The organism is Kitasatospora sp. McL0602 (assembly GCF_052076145.1).
In the GTDB taxonomy this organism is placed as follows: domain Bacteria; phylum Actinomycetota; class Actinomycetes; order Streptomycetales; family Streptomycetaceae; genus Kitasatospora.
In genome coordinates, this window is the sequence record NZ_CP197246.1 from 6404080 (window position 1) to 6422200 (window position 18121).

Here is an 18121-nt window from a genome sequence, read left to right on the forward strand (position 1 = left end):
AGGGCGGATGGCAGGCACGCGATCCGGAGCCCGGCAGGGCGCAGCCGACGAGGCACTGATCCGGACGCTCTACGAGGAACACGGCGCCGCGCTGCTCGCGTACGCGATCCGGCTCACCGGTGACCGGGCGGCGGCGGAGGACGTGGTGCAGGAGACGCTGATCCGCGCCTGGCGCAACCCGGAGGTGCTCACCAACGGCCTCGGCTCGGTGCGGGGTTGGCTGCTGACGGTGGAGCGGAACCTGATCACCGACCGGTTCCGCGCCAGGGCCGCCCGCCCGGCGGAGGTCGCCGAGGTGAACGAGGCGCTGGCGACGGTGCCGGTGGCGCACGACCACGCCGACACGGTCGTGGAGTCGATGGTGATGATGGAGGCGCTGGAGCAGCTCTCCCCGGACCATCGGGCGGTGCTGCACTCGATCTACTTCCAGGGCAGCTCCGTCGCTGAGGCCGCCGCGCAGCTCGGCGTGCCCGCGGGGACGGTCAAGTCCCGCGCGCACTACGCGCTGCGGGCGCTGAAACAGTCGTACACGGGCAGGCCCAAGGCGCTGAAGGAGGCGGTGGCATGAGCACGGAGCAGCGGCACGAGCAGAGCGCGGAGCTCCTCGGCGCCTACGCCCTCGGTGCGCTGGAGCCGGAGGAGGCGGCGTCGGTCGGGCAGCACCTGCTCGACTGCCCGGCCTGCCGGCAGGAGGTGGCCGAGATGCAGGAGTTGGAACGGGTGCTGGGCGAGGTGCCGCCCGAGCTGTTCGTGGACGGGCCGCCGCAGGGCGGTGACCTGCTGCTCCGGCGCACCCTGCGGCAGGTCCGCGCGGAGCGCGGTGCCGGGCGGCGGCGGCGCTGGGCGGTGGCGGGTGTGGCGGCGGCGGTGGCAGCGGCGGCGCTGCTCGGCGGGGGCGTCCTGCTGGGGCGCGGTACGGAGCCAGCGCCGCAGGTGGCGGCGGTCGCGCCACCCCCGCCCGGCACCCGGGTGGCGTCCGTCTCGGACCCGGGGACGGGTGCGCGGCTGACACTGACGGTGACCCCGGCGGCCGGTTGGGTGCGGGTGAGTGCGGCGGTCACCGGCATCCCGGCGGGTGAGCGGTGCCATCTGGTGGTCACCGGCCGGAGCGGCGCGCGGACGGACGCGGGCAGCTGGCTGGTCTCCCCGGCGGGGGCCAAGTCCGGTACGACGCTGGATGGTTCGGCGTTGGTCGCGCCCGCCGACGTCGCGTCGGTGTCGGTGGTGAACGAGGCGGGGCGGACGTTCGTGACGGCGCCGGTGTGAGCACGCCTCGGCGCCCCCGTCCGGCAGGCGGTTGTCTGCCGAACGGGGGCGCCGAGGGGTGTCTGTCAGGAGACGCGGAGGACGCGTTCGGCCTGCGGGCCCTTGGGGCCCTGGGCGACGTCGAACTCGACCCGGTCGCCCTCTTCGAGGGACTTGAAGCCCGGGGAGTCGATCGCGCTGAAGTGGACGAACAAGTCGGGGCCGCCCTCGTCATTCGTGATGAAGCCGAAGCCCTTGTCCGCGTTGAACCACTTCACGACACCAGTTGCCATCAGTTCGATCCCTTTGACTCCATGCCACGGCGCCGCTTCGACGGCACCGGCCGCGCCATCGCTCGACGGCGGCCTCCGCAGCTTGTCACCCGCCCGACGGATCTCCCTCGGCGAACCGCCGAACGGCGGGACGTGTGCCCCGAACGGCGGGGCAGGCACCCCTGGCCCGTCAGCCTTCGGTGCCGAGCCGCCACCTGATCTCGCCGTCGTGCAGGAGGCCGGTGGCGGCCAGCCCGGCCGCCGTCGCGACGGCGGCGGAGGCGTGGTGCTCGGGGTGGATGTGGGCGATCACCGTCCGCACGCCTTGCCCGCCGAGCCACCCGACGAGCCCCCGCGCGGCCTCGGAGGCGATGCCCGACCCCTGCCAGGGCGTCCCCACCACCCAGGCGATCTCGGCCGTCCCCCCGGTCACCGTCGCCTGGACGTACCCGACCAGACACCCCCGGTCGCGCAGCCGCACGACCCAGTTGCACCACGAGACGCCCGGCTCCGCCGATCCGGCGACCTGCCGTTCGTACCGGGCCCGCAGCTCCTGCGGGGTCGACGGCTCACCGCCGACGAACGCGTGCAGGCCAGGGTCGGCGAGCACCCCGGCCATCTCCTCGGCGTGCTCGACGCGCAGCGGCAGCAGCTCCAGCCGCTCGGTGCTGACGGTCAGGGCCTCGACGGCGGGCACACAGCCTCCTGGGTACGGGTCTTAGCGGGTCTTCGAGGGCTCATCCTGCCCCGGGCCGAGGCCGGGCCGGTAATGCCGGTGCACCGGCCGCCCGGTTCTGCGAGGCTTCGCCCCCATGGGAAGCTCCTGCGCCGTTCCGGTCCTGCGGACCACCGACCTGACCGAGGCACTCGCGGCCGCCCGCGCGCTGCTCGCGCTCGCCGACCTGAGCCGCGCCACCGTCAACGTGTCCGGCCAGGCGGCCGACGAACGGCAGCTGCGCCGGCTGCTCGCGGCGCTGCCTGGGGCGGCGAGCATCAGGTCGGCCGACACGAGCGGGCCGATCGAGTGGTACGAGGCGGTCGCGGACATCCCCAGCGCCGCGTACCCGGTGGAGGCCAGGGTCGAGGAGCTGCAGCTCGGGGCGTTCGACGAGGCCGCCGTCCTGGCCGCACTGGACACCGGCTTGCCGGGCAGCCTGGAGTGGTGGGACACGCCGTGGCCGGAGGTCCCGGAGCTCGGCCTGCCGCGCGAGGGGAAGTACGCGGACGTCCAGATCTCCGTCCACTGCCGGGGCGTCTTCCTCGACGAGCCCTCCGCCGACCACACCGTCCACGTCCACCTCTTCGGCGGCAGGATCGAGCGGGCCGACTGGTTGGCCGGGAAGGTCGGCCTCGCGGTGGTCGGCCCGGCGCAGGCCGGTTGGTGACGGACCGTCCGGTGGCTGCTCGTGCGGTGACTGCTCGTAGGGTGTGAGGCGAAGCAGTCCGTGTGAGGGGAGTCAGCATGATCGTCGATCTCGCCGTACCCGTGGTCGCCGCGCCGATGGCGGGCGGGCCCACGACACCGGAGCTGGTGGCGGCGGTGAACGGTGCGGGTGGTCTCGGATTCCTGGCCGCCGGATACCGCTCGGCCACCGCGACGGCGGAGCAGATCGCCGCCGTACGGAAGCTGACGGACCGTCCGTTCGGGGTGAACCTGTTCGTCCCCGGGGAGCCGGGGGACGCGGCCGCCGTCGACGCCTACCGGGAGCGGCTGCGGCCCGAGGCCGAGCAGTGGGGGGTCGCCCTGCCGGAGCGCAGCGGGCCGGACCGGGACGACTGGGAGGCGAAGATCGCGCTGCTGACGGCCGACCCCGTGCCCGTCGTCTCGTACACCTTCGGCCTGCCGACGCCGGACGAGGCCGCCGCGCTGCGCGCCGCCGGGAGCTTCCAGATCGGCACCGTCACCACCCCCGCCGAGGCGCTCGCGGCGCTGGCGGCCGGGATGGACGCCCTCTGCGTCCAGGGCCCGGAGGCGGGCGGCCACCGGGGCACCCACCGCACCGAGGACGAGCCCGGCACGACGCCGCTCCTCGACCTGCTCGCCGAGATCCGCCGCGTCACCGACCTCCCGCTGATCGCCGCCGGCGGCATCGGCGACGGCCGCACGCTCGCCGCAGCCCTGCGCGCGGGCGCAGCGGCCGTCCAGCTGGGCACGGCCTACCTACGTACCGACGAATCCGGCGCCTCCGCCACCCACCGAGCTGCTCTTACGCGAGCGGCCGGCCCCCAGGGGCGCGGGGAACTGCGCGAAATCGGGAGTGACGCCGCCGCACCTACCGCTTCGCGCAGCGGTGACCGCACTGTGGTGACGCGAGCCTTCACCGGCCGCCCGGCCCGCGCGCTGCGCAACGCCTTCACCGATCGCCACTCCCCGTACGCCCCCGCCGCGTACCCGGAGGTGCACCACCTCACCCAGCCGCTGCGCGCCGCCGCCGCCAAGCGCGCGGACGCCACCGCGATGCACCTCTGGGCGGGCACCGCGCACCGCCTGGCCCGGACCGGGCCGGCCGCCGAGCTCACCCGGGAGCTGTGGGAGCAGGCGCAGCGGGAGGGGTGAGTCCGCCGACTCGCCCCTCCCGGTGGTACAGACCCGCTGTCAGCCGAGAAGGTTGCCCATCCAGGCCTCGATCGCGTCGACGCCGCGCGGCAGCGCGCCGGACATCAGCCGGGCGCCGTCGGAGGTGATGACGAGGTCGTCCTCGACGCGCAGGCCGAGGCCGCGCAGCTCGACCGGGAGAGTCTCGTCGTCGGGCTGGAGGTAGAGGCCGGGCTCGACAGTGAGCACCATGCCCTCCTCCAGGACGCCGTCGAGGTACGTCTCGGCGCGGGCCTTCGCGCAGTCGTGGACGTCGAGGCCGAGCATGTGGCCGGTGCTGCAGAGGGTGTAGCGGCGGAAGATGCCGCTGTCCTCGCGGAGCGCCTCCTCGGCGGAGACCCGCAGGACGCCCCAGTCGGCCAGGCCCTCGGCGATCACCCGCATCGCGGCGCGGTGGAAGTCGCGGAAGCTGGCGCCGGGCCGCAGGGTCGCGATACCGGCGTCCTGGGCGGCGAGCACCAGCTCGTACGCCTGGCGCTGGACGGGGGAGAAGGTGCCGCTGAGCGGCAGGGTGCGGGTGATGTCGGCGGTGTAGAGGGAGTCGACCTCGACGCCGGCGTCGAGCAGCAGCAGGGTGCTCGGGTCGAGGGCGCCGTTGTTGCGGATCCAGTGCAGCACGCAGGCGTGCGCGCCGGAGGCGACGATGGTCTCGTAGCCGACGCCGTTGCCCTCGGCGCGGGCGCGCTGGTTGAAGGCGCCCTCGAGCCAGCGCTCGCCGCGGGCGTGCCGCAGGGCGGCGGGGATGGCGCGGACGACGTCCTCGAAGCCGGCGGCGGTGAGGTCGACGGAGAGCTGGAGCTGCTCGATCTCCCAGGAGTCCTTGATCAGGCGCAGCTCGGAGAGCACGGCGGCGAGCCGGGCGTCGCGCTCGGAGTCCTGTGCGCTGGGCCGCCCGGTGGCGGCGTCCACGACGGAGTCGACGCCGACCAGCACCCGGGTGACGGGCTGGTGGCCCGTCAGCAGCTTCTCCAGGTCGTCCAGGTGCTCGGTGCGCAGCCCGGTGAGCTGGGCGGCCTCGGCGAGGTCGGGGCGGCGGCCGACCCAGAACTCGCCGTAGCGGCGGTCGCGGTAGAACTCGGAGCCGTACGAGCCGCCGCCGCGCGGTGAGCGCGGGCGCAGGTAGAGGACGGGCTCGCCGCTCGGCTCGACGACGAGCACGTGGCCGACCTGCTCCTCGCCGGTGAGGCCGGTGAGCCAGGCGTAGGCGCTGTGCGGGCGGAAGCGGAAGTCGCTGTCGTTGCTGCGGACCTTCAGCTGCCCGGCGGGGACGATCAGGCGCTCGCCGGGGAAGTGTTCGGCGAGCCGGGTGCGCCGGGCGGGCATCACGTCGTAGCCGTCGACGCGCTCGGAGGCCGGGAGGGGGGTGGCGGCCCAGGCGGTGCCCATGAAGGCGTCGAGTGCGGGGGAGACGGGCATGTCGTGGCTGCCGGTGTTGTAGACGGTGGCCTTGGGTGGGGTGGTCACTGCGAGTGCTCCTCTACCTGGACTGCGGTGTGGGCGATTTGTCCTGGCCATCCCCGCTGATCTGCGTTGATGTCCCTGGGGTGGAAGGGAGTTGAGGGGCTGTCCGGACACAGCTCGATAACGTCCTGCTTCACCCCTTGCCAGTGCAATTTCACATTACTATGTTACGGGTCACACCCCTGGAGCGGCTAGACCTCAGTCGCCGCTCCTGGGCGGCCCCGGATCAGCCCCGGGGCGAACCAGGGTCGAAGCTTGGCCCCACACCGCGGAGTTGCACATGACCAGGCGTACCCACGCCGCCCTCGCGGCGGCGATCGCGGCAGCACTGACCCTCGGCCTCGGGGCGTGCTCCAGCACCGGCGGCAGCACGAGTGACGACACGAACGGTGGCAAGGGCGTCACCACCGAGGGCAACGGCATCATCGGCGGTACGCCGGTCAAGGGCGGCACCCTCACCATCCTCTCCAACCAGGACTTCGACCAGCTCGACCCGACCCGTAACTGGACCATGCCCGTCATGGACGTCGGCGTCCGGATGCTCTACCGCACCCTGACGACCTTCAAGGCGGCCCCGGGCGCCGAGGGCCTGAAGATCGAGCCGGACCTCGCCACCGACCTCGGCACCCCGAGCGACGGCGCCAAGACCTGGACCTTCCACCTGAAGGACGGTCTGAAGTACGAGGACGGCACGCCGATCGTCGCCGACGACATCAAGTACAACGTCGAGCGCTCCTTCTCGCCCGAGCTGCCCGGCGGCCCGGACTACGCCCGTCGCTACCTCAACGCCCCCGAGAAGTACGCGGGCCCGCTGAAGGGCGAGCGCCTGGGCAAGGAGGCGATCGAGGTCCCGGACGACAAGACGATCGTCTTCCACCTGAAGCGCCCGGTGGCCGAGTTCGGCTACACCGTCACGCTGCCGACCTTCGCGCCGGTGCCGAAGGCGAAGGAGACGGGCGCCAACTACAGCAACCACCCGGTCTCCTCCGGCCCGTACAAGATCGACACCTACGACCGCGGCAAGCGCCTGGTGCTCGTCCGCAACACCTTCTGGGACCAGGCCAGCGACCCGGTCCGCAAGGCGTACCCGGACAAGATCGTCGTCGACCAGACGCTCAAGGGCACCGGCATCGCCGACCGCCTGATCGCCGACCAGGGCGACGACAAGAACGCGATCTCCTACGTCGACCTGCTGCCCGCCAAGCTGAGCGACGTGCTGACGAACCCCGAGGTCAAGGCCCGGCTGATCAGCGAGAACGCCGGCTGCACCAGCAAGCTCGACATGAACAACACCAAGGCGCCGTTCGACAACGCCAAGGTGCGCCTGGCGATGCAGTACGCGGTGGACAAGGAGGCCGTGCAGTCCTCGCTCGGCGGCCCGGCGCTGAACGACATCGCCACCACCTACCTGCCGCCGGTGCTCACCAACGGCGCTCCGGTCGACCACTTCCTGATCAAGCCGGCCGGTGACCCGGACAAGGCCAAGACGCTGCTCGCCGAGGCGGGCTTCCCGAACGGCTTCTCCACCGAGCTGGCCACCTCCACCGGTGGCAAGCAGGAGGCCGAGGCCATCCAGGCGGCGCTGAAGAAGGTCGGCGTCACCGTCCAGATCAACACCGTCGACCCGACGGCGCTGTCCGGCGTGGTCGGCGACAAGGGCAAGCAGCCCGGCCTGTCCGTCGGCGGCTGGTGCCCCGACTACCCGTCGGCCGGGACCTTCCTGCCGATGATCTTCGACGGCCGCTCGATCGTCGACAAGAACAACTACGGCAACCTCGACCGGTACAACGACCCGGCCGTCAACGCCGAGCTGGACCGGATCGCCGGGATCACCGACCTGGCGGCCGCCAACACCGCCTGGCTCGCGCTGGACGCCAAGATCATGGACGCGTCGCCCGCCGTGCCGCTGCTCTGGCAGAAGAAGCCGCTGCTGGTCGGCTCCAACATCGCCGGTGCCTACGCCCACCCCGTGTGGGCCGGTCAGATCGACTACGCCGTCATCGGCCTGAAGTCGGTCAAGTAGCCGTCCGGCTGCCTGAACCACCGTCGAGTGTGAAGGAACCGACGCCATGACCGCCCCGCTCCTCCCGGCCGAGCCCGGGGGAGCGGGGGCGGCGGCCAGCACCGTCGCCCCCGCCCACGCCGAGCCGGACCCCGCGCTCCAGCCGCCCGCCTCCCCCTGGCGGCTCGCCTGGCACCGCCTCCGCCGCCAGAAGGCGGCCCTGGTGGGCCTCGGCATCATCATCTTCTTCGTCCTGGCCGCCGCCCTCGCGCCGGTCCTCACCGCGATCAGCGGCAAGGGCCCGGCCGACATCGACAAGAAGGCCATCGACCCGTACCTGGGCGGCCTGCCCAGGGGCACCCTCGGCGGGATGAGTCCGCAGCACTGGCTCGGCGTCGAGCCGATGCTCGGCCGCGACATCTTCGCCCGGCTGCTCTACGGCGCCCAGATCAGCCTGCTGGTGGCCTTCAGCGCCGCCATCATGATCACCCTGATCGGCGTGCTGCTCGGCATCACCGCCGGGTACTTCGGGGGCCGGATCGACGCCGTGATCAGCCGCTTCATGGACGTCATGATGTCCTTCCCGAGCCTGATCTTCATCATCGCGCTGCTCTCCGTCGCCCAGAACGTCAACCGCATCCTGCTGCTGATCGTCGTCATGGGGGTCTTCAGCTGGCCCTACATCGCCCGCGTGATCAGGGGTCAGACGATGTCGCTCAAGCACCGCGAGTACGTCGAGGCGGCCCGCGCCTGCGGCACCTCCAGCAGCCGGATCCTCTTCACCGAGATCCTGCCCAACCTCACCGGCACGATCATCGTGTACGTCACGCTGGCGATCCCCGGCCTGATCGGGACCGAGGCCGCGCTGACCTTCCTCGGCGTCGGAGTCCGGCCGCCGACGCCCTCCTGGGGCCAGATGATCTCCGACTCGGTGCTCTACTACAAGGTCGACCCGATGTTCTTCATCCTCCCCAGCGCCTGCCTCTTCCTGGTCGTGCTGGCCTTCACCCTGCTCGGGGACGCCCTGCGCGACGCCCTGGACCCGAAGGGCGGCGCAGCGTGATCGGCTTCCTCGTCCGGCGGATGCTCGGCATCGCCATCACCCTGCTGGTGATCTGCGCGCTCACCTTCAGCATCTTCTACCTGCTGCCCAACGACCCGGCCGCGCAGTTCTGCGGCAAGGACTGCTCGAGCGAGCACATCGAGCTCGTCCGGCAGCAGATGGGCCTCGGCGACCCGATGGTCGTCCAGTTCGCCCGCTACGTCACCGGCATCTTCGCCGGGCAGACCATGGGCAGCGGCCAGTACGCCGTGCACTGCGGCTTCCCCTGCTTCGGGTACTCCTTCCAGAGCGCCCAGCCGGTCTGGTCGCTGATGATGGACCGGCTGCCCGCCAGCGCCTCGCTCGCCGTCGGCGCGGCCGTGCTCTGGCTGGCCCTCGGCCTCTCGGCCGGCGTGGTCTCCGCACTGCGCCGCAACACCTGGATCGACCGGACGGTGATGATCGGCACCATCGGCGTCGCCGCCCTGCCGGTCTACTTCACCGCGATGATCCTGCTGTACGTGGTGGTCTCGGTGCTCGGCCTGATGCCCTACCCCCGGTACATCGCCTTCTCCGAGGACCCGGTCGGCTGGGTGCGCAACCTGATCCTGCCCTGGATCACCCTGGCGCTGACCTTCGCCGCCATCTACGCCCGGATGACCCGCAACTCCGTCATCGAGACGATGGAGGAGCCGTACGTCCGCACCGCCCGCGCCAAGGGCATGCGCGAGCGCCGGGTGGTCGGCAAGCACGGGCTGCGCCCGGCGCTCACCCCCGTCGCAACCATGCTCGGCATGGACCTCGGCGGGCTGCTGGCCGGAGCGCTGATCACCGAGTCGCTGTTCAGCCTCCCCGGGGTCGGCAAGCTCTTCGCCGACTCGCTGGCCAAAGCCGACCAGCCGGTGATTATGGGCATCACGGTGCTCGCCTCCTTCTTCATCGTCAGCTCCAACCTGGTCGTGGACCTCGTCTACGCCTGGATCGACCCGAGGGCGAGGCTGTCATGAGCCTTCTGGAAGTCACCGGCCTCGAGGTCGAGTTCAAGACCGCCGAGGGCGTCGTCAAGGCCGTCAAGGGCATCGACTTCACCGTCGAGCGCGGGCAGACGCTCGGGATCGTCGGCGAGTCCGGCTCCGGAAAGTCCGTCACCTCACTGGCCGTCATGGGCCTGCACCGCTCCGCCAAGGTCACCGGTTCGGTCCGCTTCGACGGCACCGAGCTGATCGGCGCCCCCGCCGAGACCGTGCGCAAGCTGCGCGGGCGGCGGATCGCGATGGTCTTCCAGGACGCGCTGACCTCGCTGCACCCGTACTTCACCATCGGCGACCAGATCGCCGAGGCGTACCGGGAGCACCACGGCGGGAGCCGCAAGGCCGCGCTCGCCCGCGCCGTCGAGGTGCTCGGCGACGTCGGCATCCCCGAGCCGGCCCGCCGGGTGCACGAGCACCCGCACCAGTTCTCCGGCGGCATGCGCCAGCGGGCGATGATCGCCCTGGCGCTCTCCTGCGAGCCGGATCTGATCATCGCCGACGAGCCGACCACGGCCCTGGACGTCACCGTCCAAGCCCAGGTGCTGGAGCTGCTGAAGAAGCTCCAGCAGGACCGCGGGCTCGGCATCATCATGATCACCCACGACCTCGGGGTGATCGCCCGGGTCGCCGACGAGGTGCTGGTGATGTACGGCGGCTCGGCCGCCGAACAGGCCCCCGCCGACACCCTCTTCAGCACCCCCCGGCACCCCTACACCCGGGGCCTGCTCGACTCGCTGCCCCGGCTCGACGCCGAGGACGGCGAGGCGCTGCGCTCCATCCCCGGCAGCCCCCCCTCCCTGCTCAACCCGCCGCCCGGCTGCGCCTTCCACCCGCGCTGCCCGGTCTACGCGGCCGACCCGAATCCGCTCTGCACCGGGGAGCGCCCGCTCCTGAAGCTGGTCGCCGACGGACACAAGAACGCCTGCCAGCTCGATGGGGTGACCGCATGACAGCCGTGACGACAGCGCTGCCGACAGCCCTGCTGACCGTCAAGGACCTCGGGATGACCTTCCCGGGCCCGCGCGGCACGCTCCGCCGCCACCCCGGCATCAAGGCCGTGGACGGCGTCAGCTTCGAGGTCCGGCCGGGGGAGACCCTCGGCCTGGTCGGCGAATCCGGTTGCGGGAAGTCCACCACCGGCCGGATGCTGGTGCGCCTGCTCGACCCGACGGCCGGTCAGGTCGACTTCCAGGGCAAGGACATCACCCGCACCGGTCAGCGCGAGCTGCGCCCGCTGCGCAGCAAGCTCCAGATGATCTTTCAGGACCCGTTCGCCTCGCTCAACCCGAGGCAGACCGTCCAGCAGATCATCGCCGCCCCGCTGCGCGCCCAGGGCACCGCCCCCGAGGCGATCCGCCGCGAGGTCCGCGACCTGGTCGGCCTGGTCGGCCTCGCCCCCGAGCACCTGGACCGCTACCCGCACCAGTTCTCCGGCGGCCAGGCCCAGCGCATTGGCATCGCCCGCGCGCTCGCCACCCGACCCGAGCTGGTCGTCGCCGACGAGCCGGTCTCCGCCCTCGACGTCTCCATCCAGGCCCAGATCGTCGGCCTGATGGAGCGGCTGCAACGCGAACTCGGCGTCGCGTACGTCTTCATCGCCCACGACCTGGCCGTGGTGAAGCACATCAGCCACCGCGTCGCCGTGATGTACCTCGGCCGGATCGTCGAGATCGGCGACAAGCACGAGGTGTACGGGAAGCCTGCGCATCCCTACACCAAGGCCCTGCTCTCGGCCGTGCCGCTGCCCGACCCGGCGGCCGAACGCGTCCGTGAGCGGATCGTCCTGCTCGGCGACCCGCCGAGCCCGGCCAACCCGCCGAGCGGCTGCACCTTCCACCCCAGGTGTGCCAAGGCCCAGGACATCTGCCGCACCGAAGCCCCGCTGCTGCAGATCACCAGCGTGGGAGGGAGCAGGCAGGCCGCCTGCCACTTCCCCGAGGCGTGACCGCTCAGCGGCCGCGCCCGCCGCCGTACCGCCGCCGCCTCCCCAAACCGGCGGCGGTGCGGCGTCCAGGGTGTGCCCGAAAGACGAACCACTCCCCCCACACACCCCCACGTACCGGAGCACACACGTGTCACGTCCCCGCACTGCGCGCAGGGTCATCATCGCCACCGCTCTGGCAGCCTCCCTCACGCTGCCCGCCCTCCAGACCGCCCAGGCCTTCGCCGCACCCGTGACGGCTACGGCCGCCGCCCCAGCTGCTGCCACCGCTCCCCAGCCGGACCGCACCGCCTACGACGAGGTCGACCACCTCGGCGCCGCCACCGCGAAGCCCGGCAGTGCCGCGCCCGCCCCCGGCGGCGGCTCGCTCGGCGACACGCACATCCCCGGCCTGCTGCCCGGCCGCGTCGGCGCCCCGGCCCCGACCGCCGGCGCGCTCGCGGCTCCGGCCACCGCCACCGGCACCACGGCCGCCGGAGTGCCCTGCACCCTCGACGGGATGACCGGCCTCGGCCCGGCCCAGCTCGCCGACTTCCTGACCGACCCGGCCGTCAGCGCCGACGGCTGCCTGAAGACCTTCCTCTGGACCTGGGACGCCCGGTACGCCACCACCATGGACGACGCCCACGTCCAGGCCGTCGCCGACCGGATCACCCAGCTCGCCGCCACCGACGACGGCACCGGCGCGAGCCACCTCTACGAGCTGTGGACCTTCCTGCACACCACCGTCTACTACGACTTCAACCACAGCGAGATCGACGTCACGGACGCCGCCACCGCTGCCGCCCTCCAGCGGGCGATCAACGCCTACCAGGGCAGCGCGCACGCCTTCGACAGCACCGACACCGCCGCCGCCACCCTGCGCGAGATGGCGATCGTCGCGGGCAGCACCGGGCTGGGCAGCCACAACCTCGGGCTGGTCAAGAAGATCCTGGCGAAGTTCACTCCCGGCACGACCGTCTCCGGCAGCTGGGCCTGGGGCACCGCCGGGCTGGCCGCCCTCAACATCAACTTCCTCGGCATCCGCAACGGCGACCAGGCGTTCATGAACGCCGTCGCGGCCGACGCCGACTACCGCGCCGCCTTCCGCGCCTTCGCCTCCTACGGTCACCTCAAGGGCACCGCCAACGCCTGGCTGGCCCGCGACGCGATGGGCGAGTACGGCCGCTTCGGCCAGATCCCCGCCCTCCAGGGCGGCGTGGTCGCCGAGCTCGGCACCCTGCTCGACACCACCAAGGCCACCTTCGGCGCCTTCTCCGACCCGTGGGTCAAGCTCGTCGGCTGGGCCAACACCTACGGCGTCTGCGACCGGTACGGCGTCTGCGCCGACAAGATCGAGGCGCAGCTCTTCCCGAACACCTACAAGTACGACAACGGCGCCGTCGAGGTGCACACCGCCCTCGACCGGGCCACCGTCGACCAGATGTACTACGCCAGCAAGGAGGTCAAGACCCAGTACTTCCGGGTCCTCGGCACCGACGTCCCGCTCGCGGGCGACGTCAACTCCACGCTGCACATCCACCTCTACGCCTCGCGCTCCGACTACGAGGTCTACCACCCGCTGCTCACCGGCATGGACACCAACAACGGTGGCATCTACATCGAGCGCGGCTCCACTTTCTACACCTACCAGCGCCGGGTGCCGCAGGACTCCACCCTCACGCTGGAGGAGCTGTTCCGGCACGAGTACACCCACTACCTCAACGGCCGCTGGGCGGTGCCGGGTTACTTCGGCGACCCGCGCTGGTACGCGGACGACCTGACCACCGCGATGGACGAGGGCACCGCCGAGTTCTTCGACGGCGCGACCCGCGACCAGGGCATCCTGGTCCGCAAGTCGCTGATCGCCGGGCTCGCCCGGGACGAGGCGGCAGGCATCCCCCGGATGACGGTCAACGAGCTCATCCACGCCAGGTACACCGACACCCCGGCCTTCCACTTCTACAACTACGCCGGTACGTTCTTCGAGTTCCTCTGGCAGAGCCACCCCTCGCTGCTCCGCGAGATGTACGGCTACCAGCGGGCCGACGACCCGGCCGGCTTCGACGCCTGGCGCACCCGGGTCGGTCGCGACGCCGGTCTCCAGGCCCAGTACAGCGCCTTCCTGGACGCACAGATCAAGGCCGTCGACACCCTCTACGTGCCCAGCACCTCCTTCACCGCCAACGGGAGCCTGCAGTACGCGTACCCGTCCGAGGTGCAGGCCGCCTTCGCCAAGGCGACCTACAACACCCCGAACTGCGTGGACAACGGGGACTGGGACAACAAGCCGATGCGCTTCGTCTGCACCGGAAAGATCACCGCGAACCTCTCCAACTCCGGTAACCCGGACCAGGTGTTCAAGGACATGTCGAGCACCGTCGACTACTTCGTCCTCCAGCGGACGAAGGGCGTCGCCAACAACCTCGACGACATGAACTGCTACTTCGGCCCGGTCGACGTCTGGACCAGCGGCGCGGCCGGGACTTCCACCTACACCTGCGAGGGCCCCCTCCGCCGGTGACAAGCCCCCGGTCGGGCGCGGCGGGGAACCGTCAGTAGCGGGCCACGCCCGACCGGGCTCCCAACCCCCGTACGGGGCAGCTGTCCTTACCGCTTCCGCAGCTGCCCCGTACGGGTCCGTCTCCCGTACCGAAAGGCCGCACTCCCGTGACTCAGACCCCGCCTCCCCTCAGCTGGGACGGCAGCGCCCACCCCTCCGGCCGGACGGAGGACGCCCGTAGCGTGGAGACCGGCCTCGCCACCCCCGGCCTGAGAGTCCGGGCCACGGCGGTCGGAGCCTCGCTGAGTTCGGTCACCGTCACCCCGCAGGCCGAACCCGGTGTCGTCCTGCTGGAGTTGACCACCGGCCCGTCCCTCGACGGGCAGCCCGTGCGGGCCCGGGTGGAGTGGCGGATGCCCTGCACCGGCGCCACCGCACACTGGACGCCGAACACCAACACCCGCTGGCTGCCGCCCTCCTGGCTCGCCCCTCGAATCGCCTCGCTGCCCAAGGGCGCCCCCGTCGGCAGCCTGGTCGGCACCGGCGACGCGGCCCTGTGCACCTTCGCCGTCGGCGAGCTGGTGCTCCCCGTCAGCATCGGCGAGGGCGCCGTCGAGGAGACCGGCGAGTTCAGCTGGTGGGTCGAGCACGAGGGTGACCGGCTCAGCCTGCTGCTCGATCTGAGCGGTCGTCACTTCGCCGACACCGTACGCGGAGCGGCGAGCTGGTGGGCCACCCTGCTCACTCCCGCGACCGTCCCGGCCGCCGCCTTCGAACCGGTCTTCTGCACCTGGTACGCCCTGCACCTGGCGATGACCTCAGCCGACGTCGAGCGGCTCGCCGCGCTCGCCGCCCCGCTCGGCTTCGGCGCCCTGATCGTCGACGACGGCTGGCAGACCGACGAGGTCAACCGCTCCTACGCCACCACCGGCGACTGGCAGCCCGCCCCAGTCGGCTTCCCCGACTTCGCCGACCACATCGCCCGGGTGCGGGCGCTGGGCCTGAAATACCTGGTCTGGCACTCGCTGCCCTTCGCCGGCGACCGCAGCGCCGCCGTCGCCGAACTCGGCCTCGCCGAACACTCGCTGGCCCACCTGCCGCAGCTGGAGACGTACGTCCTCGACCCGCGCAGCGCGACCGTCCGCGCCCACCAGGTCGAGCGGCTCGCCTCGGCCGTCGAGAAGTACGGCGCCGACGGCCTGAAGGTCGACTTCATCGACACCTTCGCCCGCGCCGGGGCCACCACCGCCTCGCCCGAGGCCGACTGCGAGACCGTCGCGGAGGGCGTGCAGAAGCTCCTCGCCGAGCTGGACACCCGGCTGCGCGCGGCCCGCCCCGAGGTGCTGATCGAGCACCGCCAGGACTACATGGGCCCCGGCCTCTGGCCGTACGCGACCATGGTCCGGGCCACCGACTGCCCGCACAACACCGCCGAGAACCGCACCCGCACCGCCGACCTCCGGCTCACCGCCGGGCCGCTCGCCGTGCACGCCGACCCCGTCACCTGGCACCCGAGCGAGAGCCCCGAGCAGATCGCCGTCCTGCTGCTGTCGGTGCTCTTCGCCACCCCCCAGGTCTCCGTCGACCTCGGCCGGCAGAGCCCCGCCCAGCTCGCCGCCGTGCGCTTCTGGCTCTCCGTCATGCGCGAGCACACCGCCCTGCTCCAGCGCGGCGACTTCCGCCCGCACCGCCCCGAACTCGCCTACCCCCTGGTCGAGTCCAGCCACGGCACCAGCCGCGCGTACGGCCGCTACGCCCCCGTCCCGGTCCCCGTCACCGGCGACTGGGCCCTCCTCCTGCTCGCCAACGCCGACCCCGACACCCTCGTCCGCCTCACCTTCGACCAGCCCCCCGGCACCCTGGCCCTGCACGTCCAGGACTGCCAGGGCGGCACCGTCGCCGAGGCCACCTCGACCGTCTCCGGGCGCGAACTCGCCCTGCACGTACCGCAGGGCGGCCTGCTGACCCTCCGCCGAGGGTGACCCGACGCCGAAGGCCGCGAGCCGGAGCCCGCGGCCTTCGTAGTGGTCACCGGCCGGTCAGCGGGTCAGCCCAGGGGCTTGTCGAGGACCGCCTTGGTGTGGCTGAACGTGTCGATCGAGTACTTCCCGTGGTAGCGGCCCATGCCGCTCTCGCCGACCCCGCCGAAGGGCAGCTCGGGTACGGCCAGGTGGGAGACGGTCAGGCCGAAGACGAGGCCCCCGGAGGAGGTCTCCTCGGCCAGGCGCTGCTTGGTCCGCTCGGAGTCGGTGAAGGCGTACAGGGCGAGCGGCTTGTCCCGCTCGTTGATGAAGGCGATCGCCGCGTCGAGGTCGGGCACGGTGAGGATCGGCAGGATCGGGCCGAAGATCTCCGCCTGCATCACGGGCGCCTCGGGGGAGACGTCGGCGAGGACGGTCGGGGCGAGGTAGCGGGCGGCGCGGTCGTGGCCGCCGCCGGTGACGACCCGGCCGTCGCCCAGCAGCGCGGTGAGCCGGTCGTGGTGGCGCTCGTTGACGATCCGTCCGTACTCGGGGCTGCTCGCCGGGTCCTCGCCGTACAGCGCGCCCACCGCCGTGGCCAGTTCGGCTTCGAGCGCGGTGGCGGTGTCGCCGATGGCGAGGACGTAGTCGGGGGCGACGCAGGTCTGCCCGGCGTTCTGGAACTTGCCTCGGGCGATCCGCTGTGCGGTGACCGCCAGGTCGGCGCCGGGCTCGACCACCGCGGGGCTCTTGCCGCCGAGCTCCAGGGTGACCGGGGTGAGGTGCCTGGCGGCGGCGGCCATGACGATCCGTCCGACCGTGCCGTTGCCGGTGTAGAAGATGTGGTCGAAGCGCTGCTCCAGCAGGGCGGTGGTCTCCGCCACGGCGCCCTCGACGACGGCCACGGCCTCCCGGTCGAGGTAGCGCGGCAGCAGCCGGGCCATCGCCGCGGAGGTCGCCGGGGTCAGCTCGCTGGGCTTGACCACGGCGGTGTTGCCCGCCGCCAGCGCGCCCACCAGCGGGGCGAGGGCGAGCTGCAGCGGGTAGTTCCACGGGGCGATGACCAGCACGACGCCGAGCGGGTCGCGGACCACGTGGGCGTCGGCGGGCAGGAAGGCGGCCGGCACGGCGGCGGGCGCCGGGGCCAGCCACTCCTCCAGGTGCGCCACCGTGTGGTCGAGCTCGTTGACGGTGAAGCCGATCTCGCCCCGGTACGCCTCGGCCGCGCTCTTGCCCAGGTCGGCCCGCAGCGCCGCCAGGAACTCCTCGGACTGCTCGGTGAGCAGCGCACGCAGGGCGCCCAACTGGGCGAGCCGCCAGGCGAGCGGCCGCGTCCGGCCGCTGGCGAAGGTGCTCCGCAGCCGCGCCACCACGGTGGCCGGGTCGGTGGAGACGGCGTCGACCAGCGTACGGGCCAGGGCGGCGGATGAGCCCGGGTTCTGGCCGGTGTAGAGGTTGCGGTCGATGACGGTGTGCGGTGTGAACGGCGCGGTCTCGGCGAAGTCGGCGCCCAGCTCGACCAGCCGGTCCTGGAGCAGCCACTTGGCCTTGGCGGCGAGCCCGACGGCGTTCTCCTCGGCGTTGGTGAAGCCGGTCATCCGGTAGCCGGCGAACGGCCAGCTGCCGTCCTCGCGGCGGGCGGCGAGCAGAGCGGCGGGAGCGTGGCAGACGACACCCAGCGGCTTGCCCGAATCCAGGGTGCGGGTGAGGATCCGGCCGGAGGCCTCGTCCACCGCGAGGTCCTCCATCGGGCCGTGCCCGCCCGGGTAGAAGACCAGGTCGTACGCGTCGGGGTCGATCTTGGACAGCTCGACCGGGCTCCGGAGTGCGTCGTCGATCGAGGCGAGGTGGCCGGCGAGGCGGTCGGCCTGCTCCTGGCCGCCGTTGACCTCGGCGGCCAGGCTGCCCCGGTCGACGGTGGCGGGGGCGCCACCGGGGGTGGCGATGGTGATCTCGTAGCCCGCCTCACGGAAGATCCGGTGGGGCTCGGCGAGCTCCTCGGCCCAGAAGCCGGTGGGGTGCTCGGTGCCGTCGGCCAGGGTCCAGTGGGTGGCGCCGGTGACGACGAAGAGGACGGAAGTCATGGG

The 18121-nt window shown here is 72.3% G+C and carries 15 protein-coding genes and 1 pseudogene; 11 read left to right on the forward strand and 5 right to left on the reverse strand.

Annotation, left to right across the window (positions count from 1 at the left end; genetic code table 11):
- The first annotated feature begins 7 nt into the window (after window positions 1–7).
- Together ACR68M_RS29035 and ACR68M_RS29040 are read left to right on the forward strand one after the other, a co-directional pair.
- The gene (locus ACR68M_RS29035) at window positions 8–568 is read left to right on the forward strand and encodes a sigma-70 family RNA polymerase sigma factor (protein WP_441247113.1); all 561 of its coding nucleotides are present in this window, start codon (window positions 8–10) and stop codon (window positions 566–568) included.
- Window positions 565–1266 (forward strand): anti-sigma factor family protein, encoded by a 702-nt coding sequence (locus ACR68M_RS29040; RefSeq protein WP_441247114.1) that lies wholly within the window; start codon window positions 565–567, stop codon window positions 1264–1266. Before ACR68M_RS29035 ends, ACR68M_RS29040 begins: the two co-directional genes overlap by 4 nt.
- A gap of 65 nt (window positions 1267–1331) precedes the next feature.
- Here ACR68M_RS29040 and ACR68M_RS29045 read toward each other — a convergent pair whose 3' ends face one another.
- Together ACR68M_RS29045 and ACR68M_RS29050 are read right to left on the reverse strand one after the other, a co-directional pair.
- Window positions 1332–1538, reverse strand: coding sequence for a cold-shock protein (locus ACR68M_RS29045; RefSeq protein ID WP_441247115.1), 207 nt, complete (start codon window positions 1536–1538; stop codon window positions 1332–1334).
- Between the two features lie 169 nt (window positions 1539–1707).
- The gene (locus ACR68M_RS29050) at window positions 1708–2214 is read right to left on the reverse strand and encodes a GNAT family N-acetyltransferase (protein WP_441247116.1); all 507 of its coding nucleotides are present in this window, start codon (window positions 2212–2214) and stop codon (window positions 1708–1710) included.
- Window positions 2215–2329: 115 nt separating this feature from the next.
- Between ACR68M_RS29050 and ACR68M_RS29055 the strand changes: the two genes are divergently transcribed.
- Window positions 2330–2902 (forward strand): hypothetical protein, encoded by a 573-nt coding sequence (locus ACR68M_RS29055; RefSeq protein WP_441247117.1) that lies wholly within the window; start codon window positions 2330–2332, stop codon window positions 2900–2902.
- Between the two features lie 77 nt (window positions 2903–2979).
- A complete protein-coding gene (locus ACR68M_RS29060) occupies window positions 2980–4074 on the forward strand; it encodes a nitronate monooxygenase (protein WP_441247118.1) in 1095 nt (364 codons plus the stop codon).
- A 39-nt stretch (window positions 4075–4113) separates the two neighbouring features.
- Here the strand turns inward: ACR68M_RS29060 and ACR68M_RS29065 are convergent, their stop codons facing one another.
- A complete protein-coding gene (locus ACR68M_RS29065) occupies window positions 4114–5529 on the reverse strand; it encodes an aminopeptidase P family protein (RefSeq protein WP_441251742.1) in 1416 nt (471 codons plus the stop codon).
- A 325-nt stretch (window positions 5530–5854) separates the two neighbouring features.
- On the opposite strand from ACR68M_RS29065, the gene ACR68M_RS29070 reads away from it, so the two are divergent.
- From ACR68M_RS29070 to ACR68M_RS29100, 7 genes are all read left to right on the forward strand, one after another.
- Window positions 5855–7597: an ABC transporter substrate-binding protein gene (locus tag ACR68M_RS29070; protein ID WP_441247119.1), complete on the forward strand. Its 1743-nt coding sequence runs from the start codon at window positions 5855–5857 to the stop codon at window positions 7595–7597.
- 46 nt (window positions 7598–7643) lie between these two features.
- A complete protein-coding gene (locus ACR68M_RS29075; protein ID WP_441247120.1) occupies window positions 7644–8639 on the forward strand; it encodes an ABC transporter permease in 996 nt (331 codons plus the stop codon).
- Window positions 8636–9625, forward strand: a complete 990-nt coding sequence (locus ACR68M_RS29080; RefSeq protein WP_441247121.1) for an ABC transporter permease — start codon at window positions 8636–8638, stop codon at window positions 9623–9625. Before ACR68M_RS29075 ends, ACR68M_RS29080 begins: the two co-directional genes overlap by 4 nt.
- Window positions 9622–10599 (forward strand): ABC transporter ATP-binding protein, encoded by a 978-nt coding sequence (locus tag ACR68M_RS29085; protein ID WP_441247122.1) that lies wholly within the window; start codon window positions 9622–9624, stop codon window positions 10597–10599. Before ACR68M_RS29080 ends, ACR68M_RS29085 begins: the two co-directional genes overlap by 4 nt.
- Complete coding sequence (locus tag ACR68M_RS29090) at window positions 10596–11594, forward strand: ABC transporter ATP-binding protein (protein ID WP_441247123.1); 999 nt, start codon at window positions 10596–10598, stop codon at window positions 11592–11594. Before ACR68M_RS29085 ends, ACR68M_RS29090 begins: the two co-directional genes overlap by 4 nt.
- Window positions 11595–11721: 127 nt before the next feature.
- Window positions 11722–14094: a collagenase gene (locus ACR68M_RS29095; RefSeq protein ID WP_441247124.1), complete on the forward strand. Its 2373-nt coding sequence runs from the start codon at window positions 11722–11724 to the stop codon at window positions 14092–14094.
- Between the two features lie 146 nt (window positions 14095–14240).
- On the forward strand, window positions 14241–16055 hold the full coding sequence (locus ACR68M_RS29100) for a glycoside hydrolase family 36 protein (RefSeq protein WP_441247125.1): 1815 nt from the start codon (window positions 14241–14243) through the stop codon (window positions 16053–16055).
- Between the two features lie 65 nt (window positions 16056–16120).
- On the opposite strand, the gene ACR68M_RS29105 is transcribed toward ACR68M_RS29100, so the two are convergent.
- Window positions 16121–17440, reverse strand: a complete 1320-nt coding sequence (locus ACR68M_RS29105; RefSeq protein WP_441251743.1) for an aldehyde dehydrogenase family protein — start codon at window positions 17438–17440, stop codon at window positions 16121–16123.
- Window positions 17432–18118 (reverse strand): annotated as a pseudogene (locus tag ACR68M_RS29110) (type 1 glutamine amidotransferase domain-containing protein); the annotation flags it as partial. The pseudogene ACR68M_RS29110 and the gene ACR68M_RS29105, both read right to left, overlap by 9 nt.
- Window positions 18119–18121 lie beyond the last annotated feature (3 nt).

Coding starts and splice junctions, on each gene's coding strand:
- ACR68M_RS29035 (WP_441247113.1), top strand. CDS start 8: ATGGCAGGCACGCGATCCGGAGCCCGGCAGGGCGCAGCCGACGAGGCA.
- ACR68M_RS29040 (WP_441247114.1), top strand. CDS start 565: ATGAGCACGGAGCAGCGGCACGAGCAGAGCGCGGAGCTCCTCGGCGCC.
- ACR68M_RS29045 (WP_441247115.1), bottom strand. CDS start 1,538: ATGGCAACTGGTGTCGTGAAGTGGTTCAACGCGGACAAGGGCTTCGGC.
- ACR68M_RS29055 (WP_441247117.1), top strand. CDS start 2,330: ATGGGAAGCTCCTGCGCCGTTCCGGTCCTGCGGACCACCGACCTGACC.
- ACR68M_RS29060 (WP_441247118.1), top strand. CDS start 2,980: ATGATCGTCGATCTCGCCGTACCCGTGGTCGCCGCGCCGATGGCGGGC.
- ACR68M_RS29065 (WP_441251742.1), bottom strand. CDS start 5,529: ATGCCCGTCTCCCCCGCACTCGACGCCTTCATGGGCACCGCCTGGGCC.
- ACR68M_RS29070 (WP_441247119.1), top strand. CDS start 5,855: ATGACCAGGCGTACCCACGCCGCCCTCGCGGCGGCGATCGCGGCAGCA.
- ACR68M_RS29075 (WP_441247120.1), top strand. CDS start 7,644: ATGACCGCCCCGCTCCTCCCGGCCGAGCCCGGGGGAGCGGGGGCGGCG.
- ACR68M_RS29085 (WP_441247122.1), top strand. CDS start 9,622: ATGAGCCTTCTGGAAGTCACCGGCCTCGAGGTCGAGTTCAAGACCGCC.
- ACR68M_RS29090 (WP_441247123.1), top strand. CDS start 10,596: ATGACAGCCGTGACGACAGCGCTGCCGACAGCCCTGCTGACCGTCAAG.